Below are 19,358 nucleotides of genomic sequence, written 5' to 3'. Positions count from 1 at the left end.
CATCTGAGGCTGGGGGACGTTGCGTCCGCCCAGCGACGGACCGCCACAAGGACACGACATGCCGCCATCTCAGCTTATGGAGCCCAAACGCCCCCCGGCCAAGGCGGGGCGCGATCTGCGCAGTCTCGCCAGTCTGGGCGACACCGCCACGACCAGCCGCGTTCTCAACCTGTCGGAGATAGCCCGGACCTCGCGCGACGATCCGGACTACGCCACCCGCCCCTTTTTCCGCGACCCGCGGCTCAACAAGTGCATCCTGATCAAACACACCCTGCGCAATCACGAGCTGGGTCATTTTCAGCAGCCGCGCCGGACCGCCACAAAGCTGGTCCTGCCTTTCGACGGCAGCAATCTGAAGCTGGGGGGCAGTTCCATCTTTGTGGGTGAGATGGGGTTTGAGGCCTTCTGTAAAGATTTCCTGCAGGGCTGTTCGCTGGCCGACGCCCATCCGGATATCGAACTGCTGATGCTGCTGGACACCATTCCGACGCTCGATCCGTTCCTGCTGCGGGAATTGCTTTCGCGACACGGCTACCGCCCGGCCGCCTGCTATCTGCGCATCTCACCGGCGGACGTTCAGAAAATGCTGGGCTTCGCCAATAGCGAGATCGAACGGCTGGTCTCGATGGCCTTCGGCAGCGCCAATTCGGCAGCCTCCTTGAAGCTGACGACGCGTATCCTGTCGAACGCGCTGGATACCGAACTTTCCGACCTGCAGCAGACGCTCATGCTGTCGGATCATGAGTTTTCCGAAGGCATTTTTTCGTGGCGCGGCTTCCTCTATTTCAAATGGCGCTATCTCCAGATGAAGGCCGAAATGCAGGGCGTGTTTGAGGGCCTGTCCAGCTATCAGCCGCGCCGACTGATCGACCCGGATACGGCGGCCTATCTTAAGTCGGTGCGCCCGGCACTGGTGCACAAGATTACCAGCGTCATGACCGCCATCGGGCGCGCCCTGTCCGTCTATGACCGCGCCTATAGGGGGCTGGTGGAACGCGGCGAACCGGCCCTGTTCCGCGACTTCCTGCTCAATGGCCCCCGATTGTTCTACGAACTGGGCGAATGTTGCGGCGTCATCGGCCATATCGGTTCCTTCTGGGCCTATCGCCTGAGCCCCGGACAGGGTCGTATGGACGCGATGGACTATGCCGAAGTGCTGATGGACTTCGAAGACAGTCTGGCCATCATCGACGGGATAAAGGAATGAGCCGTCCCAAGGTCAAAAACCGCGAATTTCGCAGTCTGGCCAATATAAGCGACTCGGGTTCGACCAGTCGCATCCTCAACCTGTGCCATGTGAAGCTGAACGCCTCCGCCGAAGAGGCGAAGACGACCCAGCCCTTTTTCAAAAGCGCCGAACTCAACAAGTCCATCATCATCAAGCACGCCTTACGACCCAATGAGCGCGAACTGTTCCTCAAGCCCGCCAGCGTCGCCACCAAGATCATCCTGCCGTTCGACTCGCGCGATCTGCGACTGGGAGGCGGGGCCATCTTCATCAACGAGTACGGCTATAAACAGGCCATGGAGGACGTTCTGGGTAAGGAGGCGCGTCATCAGTATGCGGACGACCTCAACATCCTTCAGCTTATCGACACCCTGCCCTCTCTCGACCCCTTCATCCTGCGCGAATGTCTGGCGCGCAACGGCATCCATCCGTCGAGCGCCTATTTCCGCATTTCGACCAGCGACATTGCCTCGATGACCGCCTTCGCCAGCGATGAGTTTTCAAAGCTGGTGCGCATTGCTCTTGACGAAAATCAGGCGGCGGCATCGTCACGATTTGTCACCAAAATCCTGTCGGACAAGGTGGATTCCGAACTGGACCCGTTTCGCACCACCTTGCGTCTGAACGCCAAGGATTTTGCCGAAGGTCTCTTTTCGTGGCGCGGCTTTCTGTACTTCAAATGGCAATATCTTCGGCTGCGCGACGACCTGAAAAAGGTGCTGAACGAAATGCTGACCTACCGCACCATCGGCTTTCGTGACCCGGCGATGCTGGAATATATCGAAAAGGCCCGGCCGCGCGTCGCCCATGACGTATCGGCCGTATTCGAAGCCGTTGGTCTGATGCTGTCGCGCTATGACGAGGCCTTCGCGGCCCTGACCGAACGCCGCGACCCCAATCCGTTCCGCACCTTCCTGCTGAAAGGACCGCAGATGTTTTATGAGCTGGGCGAGCGCGTGGGCGTCCTCAGCCATATCAACTCGTTCTGGGCCTACCACTTCGGCACGCTGGGCGGTCGGCGGATGTCGCTCCTCGATTTCGCCGAAGTCCTGATGGATTTCGAGGACAGTCTGAGGTCCGTTTTCATTGACGTAAATACGCCCCCTCAAAAGCCGGAAGGAATCTCGCGTTGAAACCCGCACATATCCTACAGATACCCAATGATTTGCAGGCCAAGCTGGGGGATACGCCTCTGGACGGCGCGCTGCTGCAAAAGATGGAAGACGCCCTGCAAACCCTGTCCGGCGAATTTCCCCTGTGGCTGGCCGATGAGGTGACGCGGCTGCAAAGGGCCGTCAGGGCGGCGCGGCAAACCCCCGGCTCGGACAGCCGGCGCACACTTCTCAAAAGCTGCGGCGACCTGAAAGGGATGGGGACGACCTGCGGCTATCCGCTGATCAGCCGCGTGGCCAGTTCGGCCTGCGCCCTGCTGAGAGAGGAGAGCGACCTCGCCGAGGCGATGCCCCTGCTCGAAGCGCATGTGGCGGCCATAACCGTGCTTCTGGATTGCCAGATCCGCTGCGAAAGTCACGAGGAAGGCCGCCTGCTGGCCAGCGAGCTGGAGTGTCAGACGCGGTTGTTCAGCGAGCAGCAACTCACCCTCCGAGCCGCCCTCAGGCCGCCTTTGCGGCGGCGGCCCCAAAAACACCGGGAGTCCGGGTCAGGCCCGCGTCAGCTTGCGGAAATTCATCCAGAACAGGATGGCTCCCAGCGGGATGGACAAAAGGATGATCAGTGGCTGATAGAGGCCCAGGCTGAAACGCGACGGCGGCAGGTTGGCCTGGAACAGGTCCAGCGCCATACGCCCTTCCAGCCAGTTGAAACTCATCAGCCCGACACCCAGAAGGATCAGGACGATCCACGCGAAACGCCAGCGCACGCGCGGGGCGGCGATACAGATAAACAGCGTCACCGCACAGAAGATGAGATTGATCACGGCCAGCCCCAGAAGGACATAGTGTTCGATACTCTGCCCGCTCAGGCGAAACTGCGTGCGCTCAAACAGTGACGCGCGATAGGTGTTGATATTGAACCCGGCCACCGCGGCCTTGCCCGATGCGGGTTCGACGGTGATGGTGGCGATGATCCAGCGGTCGGAAAACTCGTATTCCAGGGCGACGAAGACGAAGCGCTTGCCGCTCATTTCACGCACCATATAGCCGACGGGCTGGATATTGCGCGGCGCTTCCTGCGGCAGGTACAGATAGACACGCTCCATGATCAGGTCGAAATTGGCGTCGATATAGTCGCTGTTGATCTGGGCGCGCACGGCGGGCGTGTCACGGGTCTGCATCAGGGCCACAAAATCCTTGGACTGCCCCACCTCCGGCTCCAGTCGCGCCAGTTCACGCGACAGGCGCTCGGCGCGGTCACGCTGGTCCAGCGTCCCGCCCAGCACATAGAGCTGACTGACCAGCAGAATCAGACTCAGCACCGCGCCGATGATTTTCCGGAAAAGTCCCATCTACCCACCCGTTAACCTTTTTAGTGTTGGCACGGGAGGGGCCTTCGCAAAAGTCCTTTTTTACGGTTTTTGGCGAATGGGCGGCAAAGCGTTGCAAATATCCACCGCTCCGGCCGAAACGGCGAAAAAATCATCCTTGCGGTTGGCGCGGGCCTTTACCCAGGCGGCAAAGGTCGGGCTTTGCGTATCGAGATACTGAAAAGCCGGACGCTCCGTGGGCGGAAGATCAGCGGTGATGCGCACGGACACGATCTTTGTGCGCTCCGCCTCGGTCTTGTAGAAACCCAGGGCCTCGGTCCCGCGCGGACGGGCGCTCAGGGCGTCCATGCCCGACACCACACGCCCGGCCATGGCCAGATTGCGATCAAGATGGCGCGGTGCGTGACCGATAATCGCGTAAAGCTGCGATGAGGAGCCCGTATCCGGATTGAGGCCACGCGCCACACCGACCATGCCGTAGCAATGCGGCAACCACTGCGCCTGACCGTCCGTCGCCACGGGCCAGCCGTCCACATGCCCGACCTGAACCGCATAGGCGTCACGATACGGCAGCGGACGGAAGGCCTTTGACAGGGGCTGTTCATATTCGGCAGGTGGCTCGGCCTTCACCGCGTCCGGGTATTTCGGCTCCGGCTCATCGGGCCAGCCCCATTGCGTCACATAATTGTCCTGCGAGCGGATAATGGCCGATCCGTCCCACCACCGGGCGCGGGCAAAGGCACGGACATTGGCCACGTGCTGCGGCGAAAAGGTCGAGGCCAGTTGCACCACCACCTTCGATCCGTCGGCCAGAGTCATGACCATCAGGTCCTCCGCCGCAATGTCCTTCCACGCGGTCGCAGGCGCCGCCTCCAGCACCGAGGACGGCGTGACGGGCTTGTCCTGCGCTGACGCTTGCGTGGCGACGACAGCCAGAAAAACGGCCAGGCTCAGTGTGCGAATGGTCATGCGTGCGTCCCCTTTAGAGCGATATATCGAAAAGTGTGAGCGGTTTTCGACAAAAATATCGCGGCAAAACAAAAATTTAGAGCGGGATGATGCTTCCATTCAAAATCATCCCGCTCTAATAACAGCAGAAACCTTATCCCGCCCCCGGCTGACCGCAAGTGGAAAAATCACGCGATTGGCTGTTGCATTTTGCGACGACTAAAGTCGAATAGCCGCCGGGGCGGGGCTGTTTTACCCTCCCCCTATGATCTTCCGCGCCATAAGGAAGACGAACAAGCGGCTGAAGGTCAAAAACAGGCCCAAAAAACAGGCCAAAACAACAGGAAGGACAACCCGAAATGAGTTCCGACGAGGTCTATCGTCGTATCTACGACAACCCCAGATTTCAGGCTCTGGTCAAAAAGCGCGGGCGCTTTGCCTGGACGCTGTCGGCCATCATGCTGCTGGCCTATTACGGCTTTGTCTGCCTGATCGCCTTTGACCCGAAGCTGTTGGGCACACGCATCCAGCCCGACGCGGTCCTCACCTGGGGCATTCCGGGCGGCATCGGCCTGATCCTGCTGTGCTTCATCCTCACCGGCATCTATGTGCAGCGCGCCAATGGCGAATTCGACCGCGAAGTGCGCCAGATTCTTGAGGAGGCGGGGCAATGAAGGGCTTTTCATTCAGCTGGCGCGCCCTGTTCGGAGCGGCCCTGATCAGCGCGGTCCCGGCCATGGTTCTGGCCGACTCCGTCAATGGCGAGGTGCACAAGCAGCCCACCAACTATATCGCCATCGGCATGTTCCTGGCCTTCATCATCCTGACGCTGGGCATCACCAAATGGGCTTCGGCGCGCTCGGCCTCGACCAAGGATTATTACACCGCCGGCGGCAAGATCACCGGCTTTCAGAACGGTCTGGCCATTGCGGGTGACTATATGTCCGCCGCTTCGTTTCTGGGCATTTCGGCGCAGGTCTTTACCTCCGGCTTTGACGGCCTGATCTATTCGATCGGCTTCCTTGTCGGCTGGCCCATCATCCTGTTCCTGATGGCCGAACGGCTGCGCAATCTGGGCAAGTTTACCTTCTCGGACGTGGCCTCCTACCGTCTGGGGCAAAAGCCGATCCGCTTCCTGTCGGCCCTGTCCTCGCTGACGGTCGTGGCCTTCTACCTGATCGCGCAGATGGTCGGCGCGGGTAAGCTGATCCAGCTTCTGTTCGGGCTCGACTACCTGATCGCCGTGGTGCTGGTGGGCGTGCTGATGGTGCTCTATGTGCTGTTCGGCGGGATGCTGGCCACCACCTGGGTGCAGATCATCAAGGCCGTCCTTCTGTTGTCCGGCGCCACCTTCATGGCCGTGATGGTGCTGAAATCGGTCAATTTCGACTTCTCTGCCCTGTTTGAAAAGGCCGTCGAGGTGCACCCGAAGGGCGATGCCATCATGGCCCCCGGCGTACTGATCAGCGATCCGATCTCCGCCATTTCTCTGGGTCTGGCCCTGATGTTCGGGACCGCCGGTCTGCCGCACATCCTGATGCGCTTCTTCACCGTCGGTGACGCCAAGGAGGCGCGCAAGTCGGTCTTCTACGCCACCGGTTTCATCGGCTATTTCTACATCCTGACCTTCGTCATCGGTTTCGGGGCCATCCTGCTGGTCGGCACCAACCCGGCCTTCAAGGACGCGGCGGGTGAGCTTCTGGGCGGGTCGAACATGGCGGCGGTGCACCTCGCCAAGGCCGTGGGCGGCGACTTCTTCCTCGGCTTTATCTCAGCCGTCGCCTTTGCCACCATTCTGGCCGTCGTGGCCGGTCTGGCTCTGGCCGGGGCCTCCGCCGTGGCGCTCGACCTCTATACCCACGTCCTGCGCGGCGGCAACGTCAATGAAAAGGCGCAGATGGCGGTCTCGAAAGGCGCGGTCATTGCGCTCGGTATCGTGGCCATCGTGCTCGGCATCGTGTTCGAAAAGCAGAATATCGCCTTCATGGTGGGGCTGGCCTTCTCGGTGGCGGCGGCGACCAACTTCCCCATCCTGTTCCTCAGCATGTACTGGTCGAAGCTGAGCACGCGCGGCGCGGTCATCGGCGGGGCCATGGGTCTGATCACGGCCCTTACCCTCACTGTCCTGAGCCCCACCGTGTGGGTCGATGTGCTGCACCATCCGGCCGCCATATTCCCGTATAAGTATCCGGCCCTGTTCGCCATGATCGCCGCCTTTGTGGGTATCTGGCTGTTCTCGGTGACGGACACCTCAGCCAAGGCCAGGGCCGAGCGCGAGAAGTTCTTTGCCCAGTTTGTCCGCTCACAGACGGGGCTTGGGGCTTCGGGAGCGGTGGATCATTAAACCAATGTTCGAGTAAGCGTTTGTGCACAGACTGGCCGCTCCCACCCCGGAGCGGCCTTTTCTTTATACCGCGTTTGGCGTCTGACGGGCACGGGCTTCGGCTACCGCCTGAAGGATGTCCTCGCGGCTCTGAAACGCCCCCGGATAGACGGCATTGCCGACCACAAAGGACGGCGTCCCGTTGAAGCCAAAGCCCATGGCCTGCGCATCATTGCGTAGCAAAAGCGCCTCATAGGCCTCCGCCTTTTGGCGATAAGCCGCCAGCGCCGCGGCCGGCGTCAGGCTGGTCGCAGACAAGGCGGCAAAGACGTCGCCCTTGGTCAACTGACTGCCGGTCGCCATGAGGGCCAGATGCACGTCGAGATACCGCCCCAGCGCCTGCGCCCCCAGCGCCACCTGCGCCGCATAATGCGAGCCTTCGCCGAAGATGATCCAGTCGCGCATGACCAGACGGATCTGGCCGTCTCTGGCCACCACGTCGAGCAGCAAGGGGTGCATCCGCTTGCACACGCCGCACTGATAATCGAAATATTCGACGATGGTCACATCGCCCTGCGGATTGCCCAGCACCGGGGCCAGCGGATCATAATGCACCTCAGGCAGTTTGGGTGCGGGCGGAGTCTCTTGCGCCAGAGCAGGCGCGGCCACAAGCGCCGGAACGGCGGCAAGAAGATGACGGCGGGAGATCATGGGCGCGGACGCTCCGGAGCAGCGGGAATAAGTACAGTGACAGGAATATAGCACAGGCCGTCTTCCTGACAGCCGCGATAGGTGAGCCGAACCGGCCCGGCATGGCGGAGCGAGGCGCGCGCCGTACCGTAATAGACCTCGGTCGGCCCGAAGGTGGGGTCAGGCTTGATCTGACCTGCCGGGGTCTTGACGCTCAGCGGACGCCCGCTGGCGTCCTTCGCTTCGATATGGGCGCGGTAGAGATAATAACCCTTCGGCATCCGCCAGTTCAGCCGCACCTGATCGCCCTGCCGTTGCCAGCTAAGCGCAAAGGCCTTGTCCGGTGGCAAGGGGGCTTCCCGCGCCGACGCAGAGGTCAGCACCAGCGGCAGGCACAGAAAAAGGGACATGGCGCGCATGTCCCTGTCTCTATCAGCCGCCGACGGCAAAAACTAGCTCTTGGGTGCAAACAGCTTTGCCACCTCGGCCTTCTCGGCATCGGTCATCTGAGACTGGATCGACTTGAGCGCCGTTGTGGCGTTTTCATGCCCATGCACGCGCGCGGCCATAAACCACACATAGGCCTTGACCAGATCCTTCGGACCGCCCTCCCCCTTGGTGTACATCACGGCCAGATTAAAGGCCGCGTCCGCCTGTCCATTACGCGCAGCGACTTCGAACCACTGACGCGCCGCCACATCGTCCTTGGGCAAGAGGCCGCCCTGATAGAAGTAGGTGCCGATGGCGTTCTGCGCATCCGCATTGCCGCCGATCGCCGCCTCCTTATAGAAGATCAGCGCCTTTTTCGGGTCCGCCGCGACGCCTTCGCCGCTGTCGTAAGCGACGGCGATCTTGTACATAGCGCCCGGATGCTTGGCCTTGGCCGCTTCGCGGAACCAGCCCAGCGCCGTATTGGGATCGGCCTTGATACTGCCTTCGCCGTATTCGAGAATCTGCCCCACGGCGTATTGCGCCGGGGCATAGCCGTATTTGGCGGCTTCGCTATAGTTCTTATAGGCCTTGTTCAGGTCCTTCGGCACGCCATTGCCGTAATAATAGATGTCGCCGACGATCTTTGAGGCCGGGACGAAGCCGATAGAGGCGGCCTTTTCGAACCATTTCAGCGCCTCTTTCGGATCGCGCGGCACGCCGAAGCCGGTCAGGTAAATCTTGGCCAGCGTCAAGGTCGCTTCGGCCCGCGTCTCCATATAATCCGGATTTTTGGGGTCAAACGGATGCGGCCTGCGCATGTTTACCGGCTGTTCGGCGACCTTGCGTAACCAGAAAATGGCGTCCTTGGGGCTTTTGGGCGTGCCTAGCCCTTCGAGGTACATCCGGGCGATATAGAAGGCCGCGTCCTCGTAACCGATCTTATTATAGGCGGTTTTGAACATGGCCAGCGCCTCGGGGTACTTCTTCTGATCGAAGAAGTCGAAGGCCTGATAGATGGTCTTGTCACGGCGCAGAATGGTGGCGCGGCCGGCAGCAAAGCGGCGGTCGGTATCGGTACAGCCATCGCTGGCACCAGAACCCGTCTCATCCGTACTGCGATCCTGACGATCAAAGAAATCCGTTCCGCCCCCTTCGCGCGACGCATCGCCCAGAGGGCTGTTCTCGCTGAAATTATTAGGGTCGTTCAGATCATAGGTACCGGTCGTTTCACGAATATAGTCGGCAATATAGTCCGAACTGCCGTCGCTGCCGATAAAGCCGCACGAAGAGGCCGTGCGCGTATCAATGCGCATATTCTGCTCAGGAATACTGCTCTTTCTTTTGAGAAAGACGGTGACGTCGGTCACCTCATCCGCCGGGGCAGGGGAAGCGGGGGCCGCAGCCTTCGGTTCGGCGGGCTTGGGTGTCGTTTGCGCCCAGACGCTGAGAGGGGTCGCTACGATCACAAGCGCGCAAATACCGGCGTGAAATTTCGCAATGCCCTGACGCATCGTCTTCCCCCCTCTTTCCCTGTTACCGGCCTTTGCGGCCTTTGATCGTGATGATTGATACGGCACAGCCGCGCAAATCCTGCGCGCAATAATGAACTTCGCGCAGATTACGTCAAGTTCAATCGTAAATGGCAGAGAAAGGGGACGCCCGCGCCTAACCGAACACAGTCCTCAGAAGGACGCTGGTGCGTTTGGCCGGATCGGTGCGGATCGCTGTCTCTTCGGTCCCGACATAGTGGAACAGGCCTCCCAGAGCCTTACCCACCGCAAATTCACTGAGGTAAACCTTGGGCTCTTTCCTGATGTAGCCGTTAAGCCCGTTGCGCTTGATGGCGCGATCCAGCGCCTGCACCGCCCCCGTCTCCTGCAAGGCGATTTCAATCGGTGGTGTGAACAGGTTGGTCAGGCGCGGCGTCGTCGCCTTTTGCAGGTACTGCGTGCCGGAGGTCGGCCCGCCCTTCACGATACCGATGGCGTCCTGAATGGTCATGGCCTTGATGGCGTCGATAAACAGCGCCTTGGCGACCGGAGCGGCGGCTTCGGCGGCACGGTTCATCTTCAGGTGCACATCGTCGAGCGCCCCGGACAGGCCCAGCGGTTTCAGCGTCCTTTGCACCTTCAACAGGGTGTCGGGAAGCGGGATGCGGATCAGGCTGTCGCCCCAGTAGCCGTCGGTCCTCGCCACCCGCGTCACTGCGGCGGCAGCCCCCAGCGACAGGGCCTCGCGCAGGCCACTGTCGGCCTGCGACGAGGTGAGCCCGCCTTTGGATGCCTTTACGGCCTTGATCACCTTCGACAGGTCGCTTTCGGCGGCAGCGTGCGTGGTCCACCCTGCCGAAATCAGTGCCGCTATCACAAAACGCCGGTCCATCCGCGTGCTCCCCATGGCTTCGATTAACGATACGATGGCGCAGATGAATTGGGAATGAAAAAGCTACTTCCGCAGCAAACTCACATCGCGCACCGCGCCAGTATCGGCGCTGGTGACCATGGCGGCATAGGCCTGAAGCGCCGCAGAGACGTAGCGCTCGCGGTTTTTCGGCGTATAGGCGTCGGCGCCACGCGCCTCTTCCTTGGCGCGACGCTCAGCGATAACCGCATCGGAAACCGCCAGCTTAATCGTGCGTTCCGGGATGTTGATTTCGATGGTATCGCCGTCTTCGACCAGCGCGATCAGACCGCCCTGCGCCGCTTCGGGCGAGGCGTGGCCAATAGACAGGCCCGACGTGCCGCCGGAGAAACGCCCGTCGGTCAGCAGCGCGCACTTTTTGCCCAGCCCCTTCGATTTCAGGTAGGAGGTGGGGTAGAGCATTTCCTGCATCCCCGGCCCGCCGCGCGGCCCTTCGTAGCGGATGATGACCACTTCGCCGGGCTGCACCTGATTGTTGAGGATGCCGTGCGTGGCGTCTTCCTGCGATTCAAACACACGGGCCTTGCCCGTAAAGCGCCAGATTTCCTCATCAACACCGGCCGTCTTCACGATGCAGCCGTTTTCGGCGATATTGCCGTACAGCACGGCCAGACCGCCATCCTTGGTAAAGGCGTGCTCGATCGAGCGGATGACACCCGTCTGACGGTTTGAGTCCAGCTCGTCCCAGCGGCGCGCCTGAGAGAAGGCGACCGTCGTGCGCACGCCGCCCGGAGCCGCCTTGAAGAAGGTGGCCACGCGCTCATCGTTCGATTGCTTGATGTCCCAGTGGGCGATCGCCGAAGCGAGGGTCGGGGCGTGCACGGTCGGCACTTCGCCGTGCAACATGCCGCCGCGGTGCAGTTCGCCCAGAATGCCGACAATGCCTCCGGCGCGGTGCACGTCTTCGATATGCACGCTGGAGGTCGCCGGAGCCACCTTGCACAGACACGGCGTGGTGCGCGACAGGCGGTCGATATCCTGCATGGTAAAGTTGACGCCCGCCTCCTGCGCCGCTGCCAGCAGGTGCAGCACGGTATTGGTCGAACCGCCCATGGCGATGTCGAGGCGAATGGCGTTTTCAAAGGCCTCAAAAGTCGCGATCGAGCGCGGCAGGACCGAGGCGTCGTCCTTTTCGTAATAACGGCGGGTATTCTCGACGATCAGACGCCCGGCTTCACAGAACAGGGCCTTGCGATCCGCATGGGTGGCCAGAGTCGTGCCGTTCCCCGGCAAAGACAGCCCCAGCGCCTCGGTCAGGCAATTCATCGAATTGGCGGTGAACATGCCGGAACAGGAGCCGCAAGTCGGGCAGGCGGCCTCTTCGACGGCCTTGACCTGCTCATCGGAGATCGAATCGTCGGCGGCCTGCACCATGGCATCGACCAGATCGAGCGCGTGGGTGCGCTGCACGCCGTCCTTGTCCGGCCACACCACCTTACCGGCTTCCATCGGCCCGCCGGACACGAAGATGCAGGGAATGTTGAGGCGCATGGCGGCCATCAGCATCCCCGGCGTGATCTTATCGCAGTTACTGATGCAGACCATGGCATCGGCGCAGTGGGCATTGACCATATATTCGACGCTGTCGGCGATCAGGTCGCGCGACGGCAGCGAATAGAGCATCCCGCCGTGGCCCATGGCGATGCCGTCATCAACGGCGATGGTGTTGAACTCCTTGGCGACGCCCCCGGCCTTTTCGATTTCGCGCGCCACCATCTGGCCCAGGTCCTTCAGGTGGACGTGGCCGGGCACGAACTGCGTGAAGGAATTGACCACGGCGATGATCGGCTTGGAGAAGTCGGCATCGGTCATGCCGGTCGCCCGCCATAGCGCCCGTGCGCCCGCCATATTGCGGCCGAAAGTCGTGGTGCGTGAGCGATAGGCGGGCATGGGAACCTCAGGGGGAAGGCTGGGGAGAATGGTCACAGGATAGACTGTGACGTGCGGCCATATAAAACGAACAAGGCGAATTGCAACAGCACCTCAGCCGCCCGCAAACCTTCGCAGACGCATCGGGCATTTTTTTGCTCCTGCGAAACTGTTGCGCAAAGCCCGGCGGTTGTGGGGTAATTTTTTCAGAGAAACCGTATACTAAAAAAATATTTTCAAAATATGGCGCTTTTTTATTAAGTTTCACCTGATAAATTCCACCATTCGCCCCCTGAAGAAATTTTTTTTCAATTTTGCCTTTGCAATCGGTAAAGGTTTCAGTCTATATGATCTCACGACGCGGCCATGGTGGCCCGCCGAATGGAGACGCTCAAGGTGCGCAAGGCTATTGCCATCGCTGCCCGCATGGACGTTCAAGGCGCTGCCCTGAACTTGTCCGCTGCTGCGTCCGCCATTATCGTAGTCCTGATTAACCTACTCATCGTAGGCGTACTTGTACGTCCTATGATTACGGAGTGGTAGCGCAGGTCTGAAACCCGCCTGACGAGGAATAACCATCCTCCCGCTCCCTGACCAGAGCGGGCTTTTTTGTACATGCCTGCTGCCTGACCAACCTCAGTATCCCGCGTAAAACCCTGAAAACCGAGATTTCGCCATGAACGCTCACGCTCGCATCATCGACCCGGCCGCCTTACCCGCCTCGAACTTCGTGATTCTGCACGGCTCGCTGTCGCCGGAAGGCTGCGTGATGACCGGTGGCGGTTTTGAGCGCGACCCGCACGAAGCCCGCACCCGCGTCTTTGCCATGGAATCCGACGCCATCGCCGCCATTCAGCAGGGCCGCGTCGCCCACGGTGAGGCCATCGTCATCGCTGCGGCGGACGAAGCGGAAATGACGGCCATCTTCGGGGCCATCGCCGAGGCCGGTCTGCGCGACATCAGCCTGATCTCCAACGGGCGTTTTGCGGCGGCTTCGGAAGGTATCGTCATCGGCCACGTCGGCAAGGCGATCCGCTACGTCCAGAATTTCGACACCATCACCATCGACATCAAAAACCGCCGCCTCGACATCGACGCCGACATGGTGGCGCGCCGGGCGGATGGGCCGCGCGGCGCAAAGGTCAAGAACGGCTTTGCCCCGATGGGCAAGTACGCTGCCCTGATGGCCGAGGCAGATGCCGAGGCCAGACCCACTTAAAATGTTGGCCGAGGCCGACGCCGCTCAGGCCTGATCACCCTTTCCTTTTTCCTTTCAAAGCGACCGGCAAAGCCGGCACTCAATGGAGCCTCCCAAGTGAAAATCTATACCAATGACGACGTTTCGCCGGACAGCCTGAAGGGCGAACGCATCGCCATTATCGGCTACGGTTCGCAAGGCCGCGCCCACGCCCAGAACCTGAAAGAGTCGGGCGCTGATGTGATCGTCGGCGTGCGCGCTGGCGGTGCGGGTCACACCAAGGCGACGGCCGACGGCCTCACCACGGCGGAACTCAAGGACGCCGTGAAGGACGCCACAATCATCGCGCTTCTGACGCCCGACATGTCGCACGCCGACATCTACAAGAACGACATCGAGCCCTACGCCCCCAAGGGCGCGGCGCTCCTCTTCGCCCACGGCTTCTCGGTTCTCTATGGCCGCGTCACCGCCCGTGAAGACCTCGACGTTATCCTGGTCGCGCCGAAGGGTCCGGGCGATCTGGTGCGTCGTGAATATCAACGCGGCCGCGGCGTGCCGTCACTGTTCGCCGTGGATCGTGACGTCACCGGTCAGGCGGCGCGCAAGGCGCTGGGCTATGCCCGCGGCATCGGCGGCACCGTCGGCGGCGTGATCGAAACCTCGTTCCGCGAAGAAACCGAAACCGACCTGTTCGGCGAACAGGCCGTTCTGTGCGGCGGTACGTCGGAACTGATCCTGATGGGCTTTGAGACCCTGACCAATGCCGGTTACCGTCCGGAAATCGCCTATTTCGAAGTGCTGCACGAACTGAAGCTGATCGTCGATCTGCTGTATGAAGGCGGCCTCGAAAAGATGCACTCCTTCGTGTCGGAAACCTGCAAGTACGGCGACCTCGTCTCGGGCCCGCGCATCATCAACGAAGAAACCCGTGAGCGCATGGAAGAAGTGCTCAACGACATTCAGTCGGGTGACTTCGCGCGCGACTGGATCCTCGAAAACATGGCCGGTCGCCCGCGCTACAACGCCCTGATGCGTCAGGACCTTGAGCATCCGATCGAAACCGTCGGTCGTGACCTGCGTTCGCGCATGTCGTGGCTGAACCAAAAGGGTAACGGCTAAAAAAGTAAGACACCCCACCACCCCGCCCTTTGGGCGCGGTCCCCCTCCCCGCACTAAAGTGCAGGGAGGTATAAAGAGAGCGATTTCTTATACCTCCCCGCTGGCGGGGACGGGGACCGTGAGCACAGCGAGCGGTGGTGGGGTGGCTTTCAGGCCAAAACCACAAGAATTGGCGGATCATCCGCACCCAAACACCGAGTAATTTACAATGCCCACCAATAAACCGACCGGCGCGCAACTCGTCATCTCAACGCTGAAGGCGCTGGGCGTAGACGTGCTGTTCGGTTATCCGGGCGGCGCCATCATGCCGATCTATGACGCGCTGGCCGGATCGGGCCTGCGTCACATTCTGGTGCGCCACGAACAGGGGGCATCGTTCGCCGCCGACGCCTATGCGCGCGCCACGGGCCGCGTCGGCGTGTGCATGGCCACCTCCGGGCCCGGCGCGACCAATCTGATCACCGGCATCGCCAATGCCTATATGGACTCGGTCCCCGTCGTCTTCATCACCGGTCAGGTCGCCACGCACCTGATGGGCACCGATGGCTTTCAGGAAGTGGACTTTCTGGGCCTGACCCTGCCGGTCGTCAAACACTCGTGGCTGGTGCGCGACGCCGCGCAAATCCCGGCCATCCTCGCCCGCGCCTTTGCCATCGCCAAGGAAGGCCGCCCTGGCCCGGTGCTCGTCGATATTCCGAAGGACGTCGCGGCCAGCTTTGTCGAAGCCTCTGAAATGGGCGAACTGCCCGCCTGGACGCCTGCTTCGCCGAACGCCGACGCCATTGAGGCTGCGAAAGCCCTGATCGAACAGGCCAAAAAGCCGCTGCTGTACATCGGCGGTGGCGTGCACATGGCCGATGCCGATGCCGAGATGCGCGACTTTGTCGAGCGCACCGGCATACCGTTCGTTTCGACCCTGAAGGGGCTGGGGACGGTTTCGACCTATCACGACCTGCATCTGGGGATGCTGGGGATGCACGGGACCCGCGCCGGGAATATGGCCGTGCAAGAAACCGACCTGCTGATCGCCGTCGGGGCGCGTTTCGATGACCGCGCCACGGGCAAGCTGTCGGCCTTTGCCCCGCACGCCAAGGTCATCCACTTCGACATCGACCCGGCCGAGTTCCACAAGAACCGCCGCGCCGATGTCGCCATTCTGGGCGACCTGAAACTGGCCCTGCCGGCGCTCCGCCCATCCATGCCCGACATTTCGGAGTGGGTGAAGCTTAACAAGGCCAACAAGTGGCAGCACCGCTTCAAGTACGATGCGCCGGGCAAGGGCGTCTATGCCCCGGCCCTGCTCAAATCCCTGTCGGAAAAGGCGGGCAAAAAGTTCATCGTCGCCTGCGATGTGGGTCAGCACCAGATGTGGGTGGCGCAGCATTGCGAGTTTGAGCAGAACCGCGCCCACCTGACCTCCGGCGGCTCCGGCGCGATGGGCTATGGCCTGCCCGCCGGCATGGGGGCGAAGCTGGGCCTGCCCGACCACCACGTCGTCACCGTCTCCGGCGACGGCAGCTTCATGATGAATATTCAGGAGATGGCGACGCTGCGACGCTACGGCATCAATCTGAAGATCGTCCTGCTCGATAACTCGTCGCTGGGGCTGGTGCGTCAGTGGCAGGAACTGTTCTACGAAGAAAATTACAGCGAAATCGACCTGTCCGACAATCCGGACTTTGTCGAGGTCGCCAAGGCGTTTGGCCTGAGTGCGTTCCGCATCACCCAGCGCCACGAGGTCGAAGGTGCCATCGACCGGCTTCTGGCCGCCGACGCCCCGACCCTGTTGCATGTGTTGATCGACCCGCGCGAAAACGTCTGGCCGCTGGTGCCGCCGGGCGCGTCGAACGCGGAAATGATGGAGGAGCGCTGGGATGAGCCAATCGATTCATATTGAGATCGACCGTCTGGAAGGCACGCTCCTGCGGGTGCTGGGCCTGATCGAACGTCGCGGCTTCCACATTGATGAGATCGACCTGTACGATCTGGGCCCCGACACGCGCGGCCTCAGCGTCAGCGTGCGTCCGCGCGATGCGGGCCGCAATATTGACATTCTGGGGCTGCAAATCGACCGCCTCTATGGCATCAAGCGGCTTGAGCAGGCGCCGGAACGGGCGCAAACTGTCCGGCCTAACGCCGAAAAACTGAGCGCCTGAGTTCCATCATGAATGCCATCGTCCCCAACGACCCCAACCGCGTCATCGTCTTTGACACCACCCTGCGTGACGGCGAACAGGCCCCCGGCTTTTCGTTAGGCGTCAAGGATAAGCTGATGCTGGCCCACACGCTCAAGGATCTGGGCGTGGACGTCATCGAAGCGGGTTTCGCCGCCTCATCGCCCGGCGATGAGGAAGCCATCCGTACCATCGCCCGCGAAGTGGTCGGCCCCACCTTCTGCTCACTGTCGCGCGCGCTGGAATCCGACATCGACGCCGCCGCCCGTGCACTGCTGCCCGCCAAGCGCAAGCGCTGCCACATCTTCCTTGCCACCTCGCCCATCCATCGCGCGGCCAAGCTGAAGAAGACGCGCGAGCAGGTGGTTGAAATCGCCCACAAGGCCGTCAGCTACGCCTCGACCATTTTCGATGAGGTCGAGTTCTCGCCCGAAGACGCCATCCGTACCGAACAGGACTTCCTGCACGAGGTGTGTATCGCCGCGGCCGAGGCCGGGGCGCGCACGCTGAATATTCCGGACACGGTCGGCTACACCACGCCGAAGGAAATCTATCAGATTTTCAGCGACCTGAAGGCCGCCCTGAAGGACCATCCACAGGTCATCCTGTCGGCGCACAATCACGACGATCTGGGGCTGGGCGTTGCCAATACGCTGGCCGCCCTCGAAGCCGGAGCGCGTCAGATCGAAGTCACCATCAACGGCATCGGCGAGCGTGCGGGTAATGCGGCGCTGGAAGAGGTCGTCATGGCGCTGCGCACGCGGCCTGAGTTGTTCAAGCTGCACACCGGCATCCATACGCCGCTGCTGAGCAAGGCCAGCCACCTCCTGTCGCGAGCCACCGGCACCATCGTCATGCGCAACAAGGCGGTCGTCGGGCGCAACGCCTTCGCCCACGAATCGGGCATCCATCAGCACGGTATGCTGACCGATGCGCGCACCTATGAGATCATGCGCCCGGAAGACGTCGGGGCGGAAAAGTCCAATCTGGTGCTGGGCAAGCATTCGGGCCGCCACGCCATCGCGAAGCAGGCGGCGGCCTTGGGCTTCGACCTTGATGAGCTGTCGCTGGGCGACCTGTTTGCCGCCTTCAAGCGCCGCGCCGATGAGATCGGGGAAATCGACGAGTTCGAGTTGATGTCGCTGCTCACGCGCGACAATGCCGACAAGGACGATGCGCGCCTGTTCAAGGTGTCGAGCGAAGTCACCAAGGACTTCGTCACGATCACGCTCGACCTGTTCCGCGACAACGGCGAACCGTTGAAGGTGACGGCCACGGGGCTCAATGCCTTTGAGGCCGGGTTCCGCGCTCTGGTGGACGCCTATCAGATCGAGGCGCGCGTCAATGACTGCGAAATCATCCAGTCGGGGTTCACCTTCGACGGCGGGGCCTTTGCAGAAATCAGTTTACAGATTAAGGGTGAGGCATACCGGGGCCGTGGTCGCGGCCCCGACCCTGTATGGGCCGGGCTTCGCGCCATGTGCGACGCTTTTGAAAAATACGTCTTCCTGCACGACCGGAAGACTCATGCCTCAAACCTGAATTCTGAGAAACAACATGAAACCGCTCGCTGAAAAAATCTGGTTCAACGGTGAACTCAAGGCGTGGGAGGACACCAAGGTCCACGTCATGACCCACGCCCTGCACTATGGCACCTCGGTCTTCGAGGGCGTGCGCGCCTACGACACGCCGAAGGGCCCGGCGGTGTTCCGCCTGACCGAACACACCCAGCGCCTGCTCGATTCGGCCCGCATCTATCACATGCCGGTCCCCTACACGCTGCAACAGATCAACGACGCCTGTAAGGAAACCCTGCGTGTCAACGGCCTGAAATCCGCCTATCTGCGCCCGATTGCCTTCCTGGGCGAATGCGGCATGGGCGTGACGCCGAAGCCGGAAAACGTCCGCGTCGATGTCGCCATCGCCGCCTTCCCCTGGGGCGCCTATCTGGGTGACGAAGGCCTGACCAAGGGCGTTGATGTCATCGTTTCCTCGTGGAACCGCGCCGCGCCGAACACCATCCCCGTAATGGCCAAGGCCGGCGGCAACTACCTGTCGTCCTACCTGATCGGCCGCGAAGCGCGCTCGAAGGGCTATGTCGAAGGTCTGGGCCTCGGCGTCGATGGGCGTCTGTCGGAAGGGGCCGGTGAAAATCTGTTCCTGATGATGGGTGGCAAGATCTACACCCCGCCGGTCTCGGCCTCGATCCTGGGCGGTATCACGCGCAACACCGTGCTGACGCTCGCCCGCGAAGAGGGCATCGAGATCATCGAGCAGGACCTGCCGCGCGAAATGCTTTACCTCGCCGACGAAGTCTTCATGACCGGTACGGCGGCGGAAATTACGCCGATCCGCACCATCGACGACATTCCGACGCGTGAAAACGGCCCCGGCCCGATCACCAAGCTGCTGCAGGCCCGTTTCCACGGCCTGTTTAATGGCCAGACCGAAGACAAGTGGGGCTGGCTCGACTACGTGAATTAAACCGCCGCGGGGGTGACCCCGATGGTGCC

General features: G+C 61.5%; 18 protein-coding genes. 10 read left to right on the top strand and 8 right to left on the bottom strand.

What is annotated here, in order from left to right; translation table 11 throughout:
• The first annotated feature begins 58 nt into the window (after positions 1–58).
• A complete protein-coding gene (locus AACH73_RS02715; RefSeq protein ID WP_338735344.1) occupies positions 59–1,207 on the top strand; it encodes a hypothetical protein in 1,149 nt (382 codons plus the stop codon).
• Positions 1,204–2,361: a hypothetical protein gene (locus tag AACH73_RS02710; RefSeq protein WP_338735343.1), complete on the top strand. Its 1,158-nt coding sequence runs from the start codon at positions 1,204–1,206 to the stop codon at positions 2,359–2,361. The genes AACH73_RS02715 and AACH73_RS02710 overlap by 4 nt, the downstream gene beginning before the upstream one ends.
• Positions 2,362–2,375: 14 nt before the next feature.
• Here the strand turns inward: AACH73_RS02710 and AACH73_RS02705 are convergent, their stop codons facing one another.
• The 3 genes from AACH73_RS02705 to AACH73_RS02695 form a co-directional block, all read right to left on the bottom strand.
• The gene (locus AACH73_RS02705) at positions 2,376–2,822 is read right to left on the bottom strand and encodes a hypothetical protein (protein WP_338735342.1); all 447 of its coding nucleotides are present in this window, start codon (positions 2,820–2,822) and stop codon (positions 2,376–2,378) included.
• Between the two features lie 66 nt (positions 2,823–2,888).
• Positions 2,889–3,692 carry a hypothetical protein gene (locus AACH73_RS02700; RefSeq protein ID WP_272740743.1) on the bottom strand — a complete coding sequence of 268 codons (804 nt, stop codon included), beginning with the start codon at positions 3,690–3,692 and terminating at the stop codon, positions 2,889–2,891.
• A gap of 60 nt (positions 3,693–3,752) precedes the next feature.
• Positions 3,753–4,640 (bottom strand): peptidylprolyl isomerase, encoded by an 888-nt coding sequence (locus tag AACH73_RS02695; RefSeq protein ID WP_338735341.1) that lies wholly within the window; start codon positions 4,638–4,640, stop codon positions 3,753–3,755.
• Between the two features lie 338 nt (positions 4,641–4,978).
• On the opposite strand from AACH73_RS02695, the gene AACH73_RS02690 reads away from it, so the two are divergent.
• Both AACH73_RS02690 and AACH73_RS02685 read left to right on the top strand, forming a co-directional pair.
• Positions 4,979–5,293, top strand: coding sequence for a DUF485 domain-containing protein (locus AACH73_RS02690; RefSeq protein WP_272740745.1), 315 nt, complete (start codon positions 4,979–4,981; stop codon positions 5,291–5,293).
• The gene (locus AACH73_RS02685) at positions 5,290–6,963 is read left to right on the top strand and encodes a cation acetate symporter (protein WP_338735340.1); all 1,674 of its coding nucleotides are present in this window, start codon (positions 5,290–5,292) and stop codon (positions 6,961–6,963) included. Before AACH73_RS02690 ends, AACH73_RS02685 begins: the two co-directional genes overlap by 4 nt.
• A gap of 63 nt (positions 6,964–7,026) precedes the next feature.
• Here the strand turns inward: AACH73_RS02685 and AACH73_RS02680 are convergent, their stop codons facing one another.
• The 5 genes from AACH73_RS02680 to ilvD all read right to left on the bottom strand — a co-directional run bounded on the left by AACH73_RS02680 (position 7,027) and on the right by ilvD (position 12,375).
• The gene (locus AACH73_RS02680; RefSeq protein WP_338735339.1) at positions 7,027–7,653 is read right to left on the bottom strand and encodes a DsbA family protein; all 627 of its coding nucleotides are present in this window, start codon (positions 7,651–7,653) and stop codon (positions 7,027–7,029) included.
• Positions 7,650–8,042 carry a protein-disulfide reductase DsbD N-terminal domain-containing protein gene (locus tag AACH73_RS02675; RefSeq protein WP_338735338.1) on the bottom strand — a complete coding sequence of 131 codons (393 nt, stop codon included), beginning with the start codon at positions 8,040–8,042 and terminating at the stop codon, positions 7,650–7,652. The genes AACH73_RS02680 and AACH73_RS02675 overlap by 4 nt, the downstream gene beginning before the upstream one ends.
• Before the next feature lie 42 nt (positions 8,043–8,084).
• Entirely contained in the window at positions 8,085–9,575 is a 1,491-nt protein-coding gene (locus AACH73_RS02670; protein WP_338735337.1) for an SEL1-like repeat protein, read from the bottom strand.
• A gap of 154 nt (positions 9,576–9,729) precedes the next feature.
• Positions 9,730–10,446: a DUF4197 domain-containing protein gene (locus AACH73_RS02665; RefSeq protein ID WP_338735336.1), complete on the bottom strand. Its 717-nt coding sequence runs from the start codon at positions 10,444–10,446 to the stop codon at positions 9,730–9,732.
• 63 nt (positions 10,447–10,509) lie between these two features.
• Positions 10,510–12,375, bottom strand: coding sequence for a dihydroxy-acid dehydratase (gene ilvD / locus AACH73_RS02660; protein ID WP_338735335.1), 1,866 nt, complete (start codon positions 12,373–12,375; stop codon positions 10,510–10,512).
• Positions 12,376–13,030: 655 nt separating this feature from the next.
• Between ilvD and AACH73_RS02655 the strand changes: the two genes are divergently transcribed.
• The 6 genes from AACH73_RS02655 to AACH73_RS02630 all read left to right on the top strand — a co-directional run bounded on the left by AACH73_RS02655 (position 13,031) and on the right by AACH73_RS02630 (position 19,329).
• Positions 13,031–13,573 (top strand): dihydroxy-acid dehydratase, encoded by a 543-nt coding sequence (locus AACH73_RS02655; RefSeq protein WP_272740752.1) that lies wholly within the window; start codon positions 13,031–13,033, stop codon positions 13,571–13,573.
• Between the two features lie 96 nt (positions 13,574–13,669).
• Positions 13,670–14,671, top strand: a complete 1,002-nt coding sequence (gene ilvC / locus AACH73_RS02650; protein ID WP_338735334.1) for a ketol-acid reductoisomerase — start codon at positions 13,670–13,672, stop codon at positions 14,669–14,671.
• 208 nt (positions 14,672–14,879) lie between these two features.
• Positions 14,880–16,568, top strand: coding sequence for an acetolactate synthase 2 catalytic subunit (gene ilvG / locus AACH73_RS02645; protein ID WP_338735333.1), 1,689 nt, complete (start codon positions 14,880–14,882; stop codon positions 16,566–16,568).
• Positions 16,546–16,827 carry an ACT domain-containing protein gene (locus tag AACH73_RS02640; RefSeq protein ID WP_272740755.1) on the top strand — a complete coding sequence of 94 codons (282 nt, stop codon included), beginning with the start codon at positions 16,546–16,548 and terminating at the stop codon, positions 16,825–16,827. The genes ilvG and AACH73_RS02640 overlap by 23 nt, the downstream gene beginning before the upstream one ends.
• Positions 16,828–16,835: 8 nt before the next feature.
• A complete protein-coding gene (locus AACH73_RS02635) occupies positions 16,836–18,419 on the top strand; it encodes a 2-isopropylmalate synthase (RefSeq protein ID WP_126419456.1) in 1,584 nt (527 codons plus the stop codon).
• Positions 18,403–19,329: a branched-chain amino acid transaminase gene (locus tag AACH73_RS02630; protein WP_013478230.1), complete on the top strand. Its 927-nt coding sequence runs from the start codon at positions 18,403–18,405 to the stop codon at positions 19,327–19,329. Before AACH73_RS02635 ends, AACH73_RS02630 begins: the two co-directional genes overlap by 17 nt.
• The last annotated feature ends 29 nt before the right edge of the window (positions 19,330–19,358 follow it).

It is taken from the genome of Asticcacaulis sp. DW145 (assembly GCF_037101385.1).
GTDB lineage: Bacteria > Pseudomonadota > Alphaproteobacteria > Caulobacterales > Caulobacteraceae > Asticcacaulis > Asticcacaulis currens.
Note: the sequence above shows the minus strand (reverse complement) of the source record. Positions and strands in the feature narration are given on the sequence as shown.

What these genes read in the sequence shown, in the direction of transcription:
- AACH73_RS02715 (WP_338735344.1), top strand. Translation starts at nt 59, where the DNA reads ATGCCGCCATCTCAGCTTATGGAGCCCAAACGCCCCCCGGCCAAGGCG.
- AACH73_RS02710 (WP_338735343.1), top strand. Translation starts at nt 1,204, where the DNA reads ATGAGCCGTCCCAAGGTCAAAAACCGCGAATTTCGCAGTCTGGCCAAT.
- AACH73_RS02700 (WP_272740743.1), bottom strand. Translation starts at nt 3,692, where the DNA reads ATGGGACTTTTCCGGAAAATCATCGGCGCGGTGCTGAGTCTGATTCTG.
- AACH73_RS02695 (WP_338735341.1), bottom strand. Translation starts at nt 4,640, where the DNA reads ATGACCATTCGCACACTGAGCCTGGCCGTTTTTCTGGCTGTCGTCGCC.
- AACH73_RS02690 (WP_272740745.1), top strand. Translation starts at nt 4,979, where the DNA reads ATGAGTTCCGACGAGGTCTATCGTCGTATCTACGACAACCCCAGATTT.
- AACH73_RS02685 (WP_338735340.1), top strand. Translation starts at nt 5,290, where the DNA reads ATGAAGGGCTTTTCATTCAGCTGGCGCGCCCTGTTCGGAGCGGCCCTG.
- AACH73_RS02680 (WP_338735339.1), bottom strand. Translation starts at nt 7,653, where the DNA reads ATGATCTCCCGCCGTCATCTTCTTGCCGCCGTTCCGGCGCTTGTGGCC.
- AACH73_RS02675 (WP_338735338.1), bottom strand. Translation starts at nt 8,042, where the DNA reads ATGTCCCTTTTTCTGTGCCTGCCGCTGGTGCTGACCTCTGCGTCGGCG.
- AACH73_RS02670 (WP_338735337.1), bottom strand. Translation starts at nt 9,575, where the DNA reads ATGCGTCAGGGCATTGCGAAATTTCACGCCGGTATTTGCGCGCTTGTG.
- AACH73_RS02665 (WP_338735336.1), bottom strand. Translation starts at nt 10,446, where the DNA reads ATGGACCGGCGTTTTGTGATAGCGGCACTGATTTCGGCAGGGTGGACC.
- ilvD (WP_338735335.1), bottom strand. Translation starts at nt 12,375, where the DNA reads ATGCCCGCCTATCGCTCACGCACCACGACTTTCGGCCGCAATATGGCG.
- AACH73_RS02655 (WP_272740752.1), top strand. Translation starts at nt 13,031, where the DNA reads ATGAACGCTCACGCTCGCATCATCGACCCGGCCGCCTTACCCGCCTCG.
- ilvG (WP_338735333.1), top strand. Translation starts at nt 14,880, where the DNA reads ATGCCCACCAATAAACCGACCGGCGCGCAACTCGTCATCTCAACGCTG.
- AACH73_RS02640 (WP_272740755.1), top strand. Translation starts at nt 16,546, where the DNA reads ATGAGCCAATCGATTCATATTGAGATCGACCGTCTGGAAGGCACGCTC.
- AACH73_RS02635 (WP_126419456.1), top strand. Translation starts at nt 16,836, where the DNA reads ATGAATGCCATCGTCCCCAACGACCCCAACCGCGTCATCGTCTTTGAC.
- AACH73_RS02630 (WP_013478230.1), top strand. Translation starts at nt 18,403, where the DNA reads ATGAAACCGCTCGCTGAAAAAATCTGGTTCAACGGTGAACTCAAGGCG.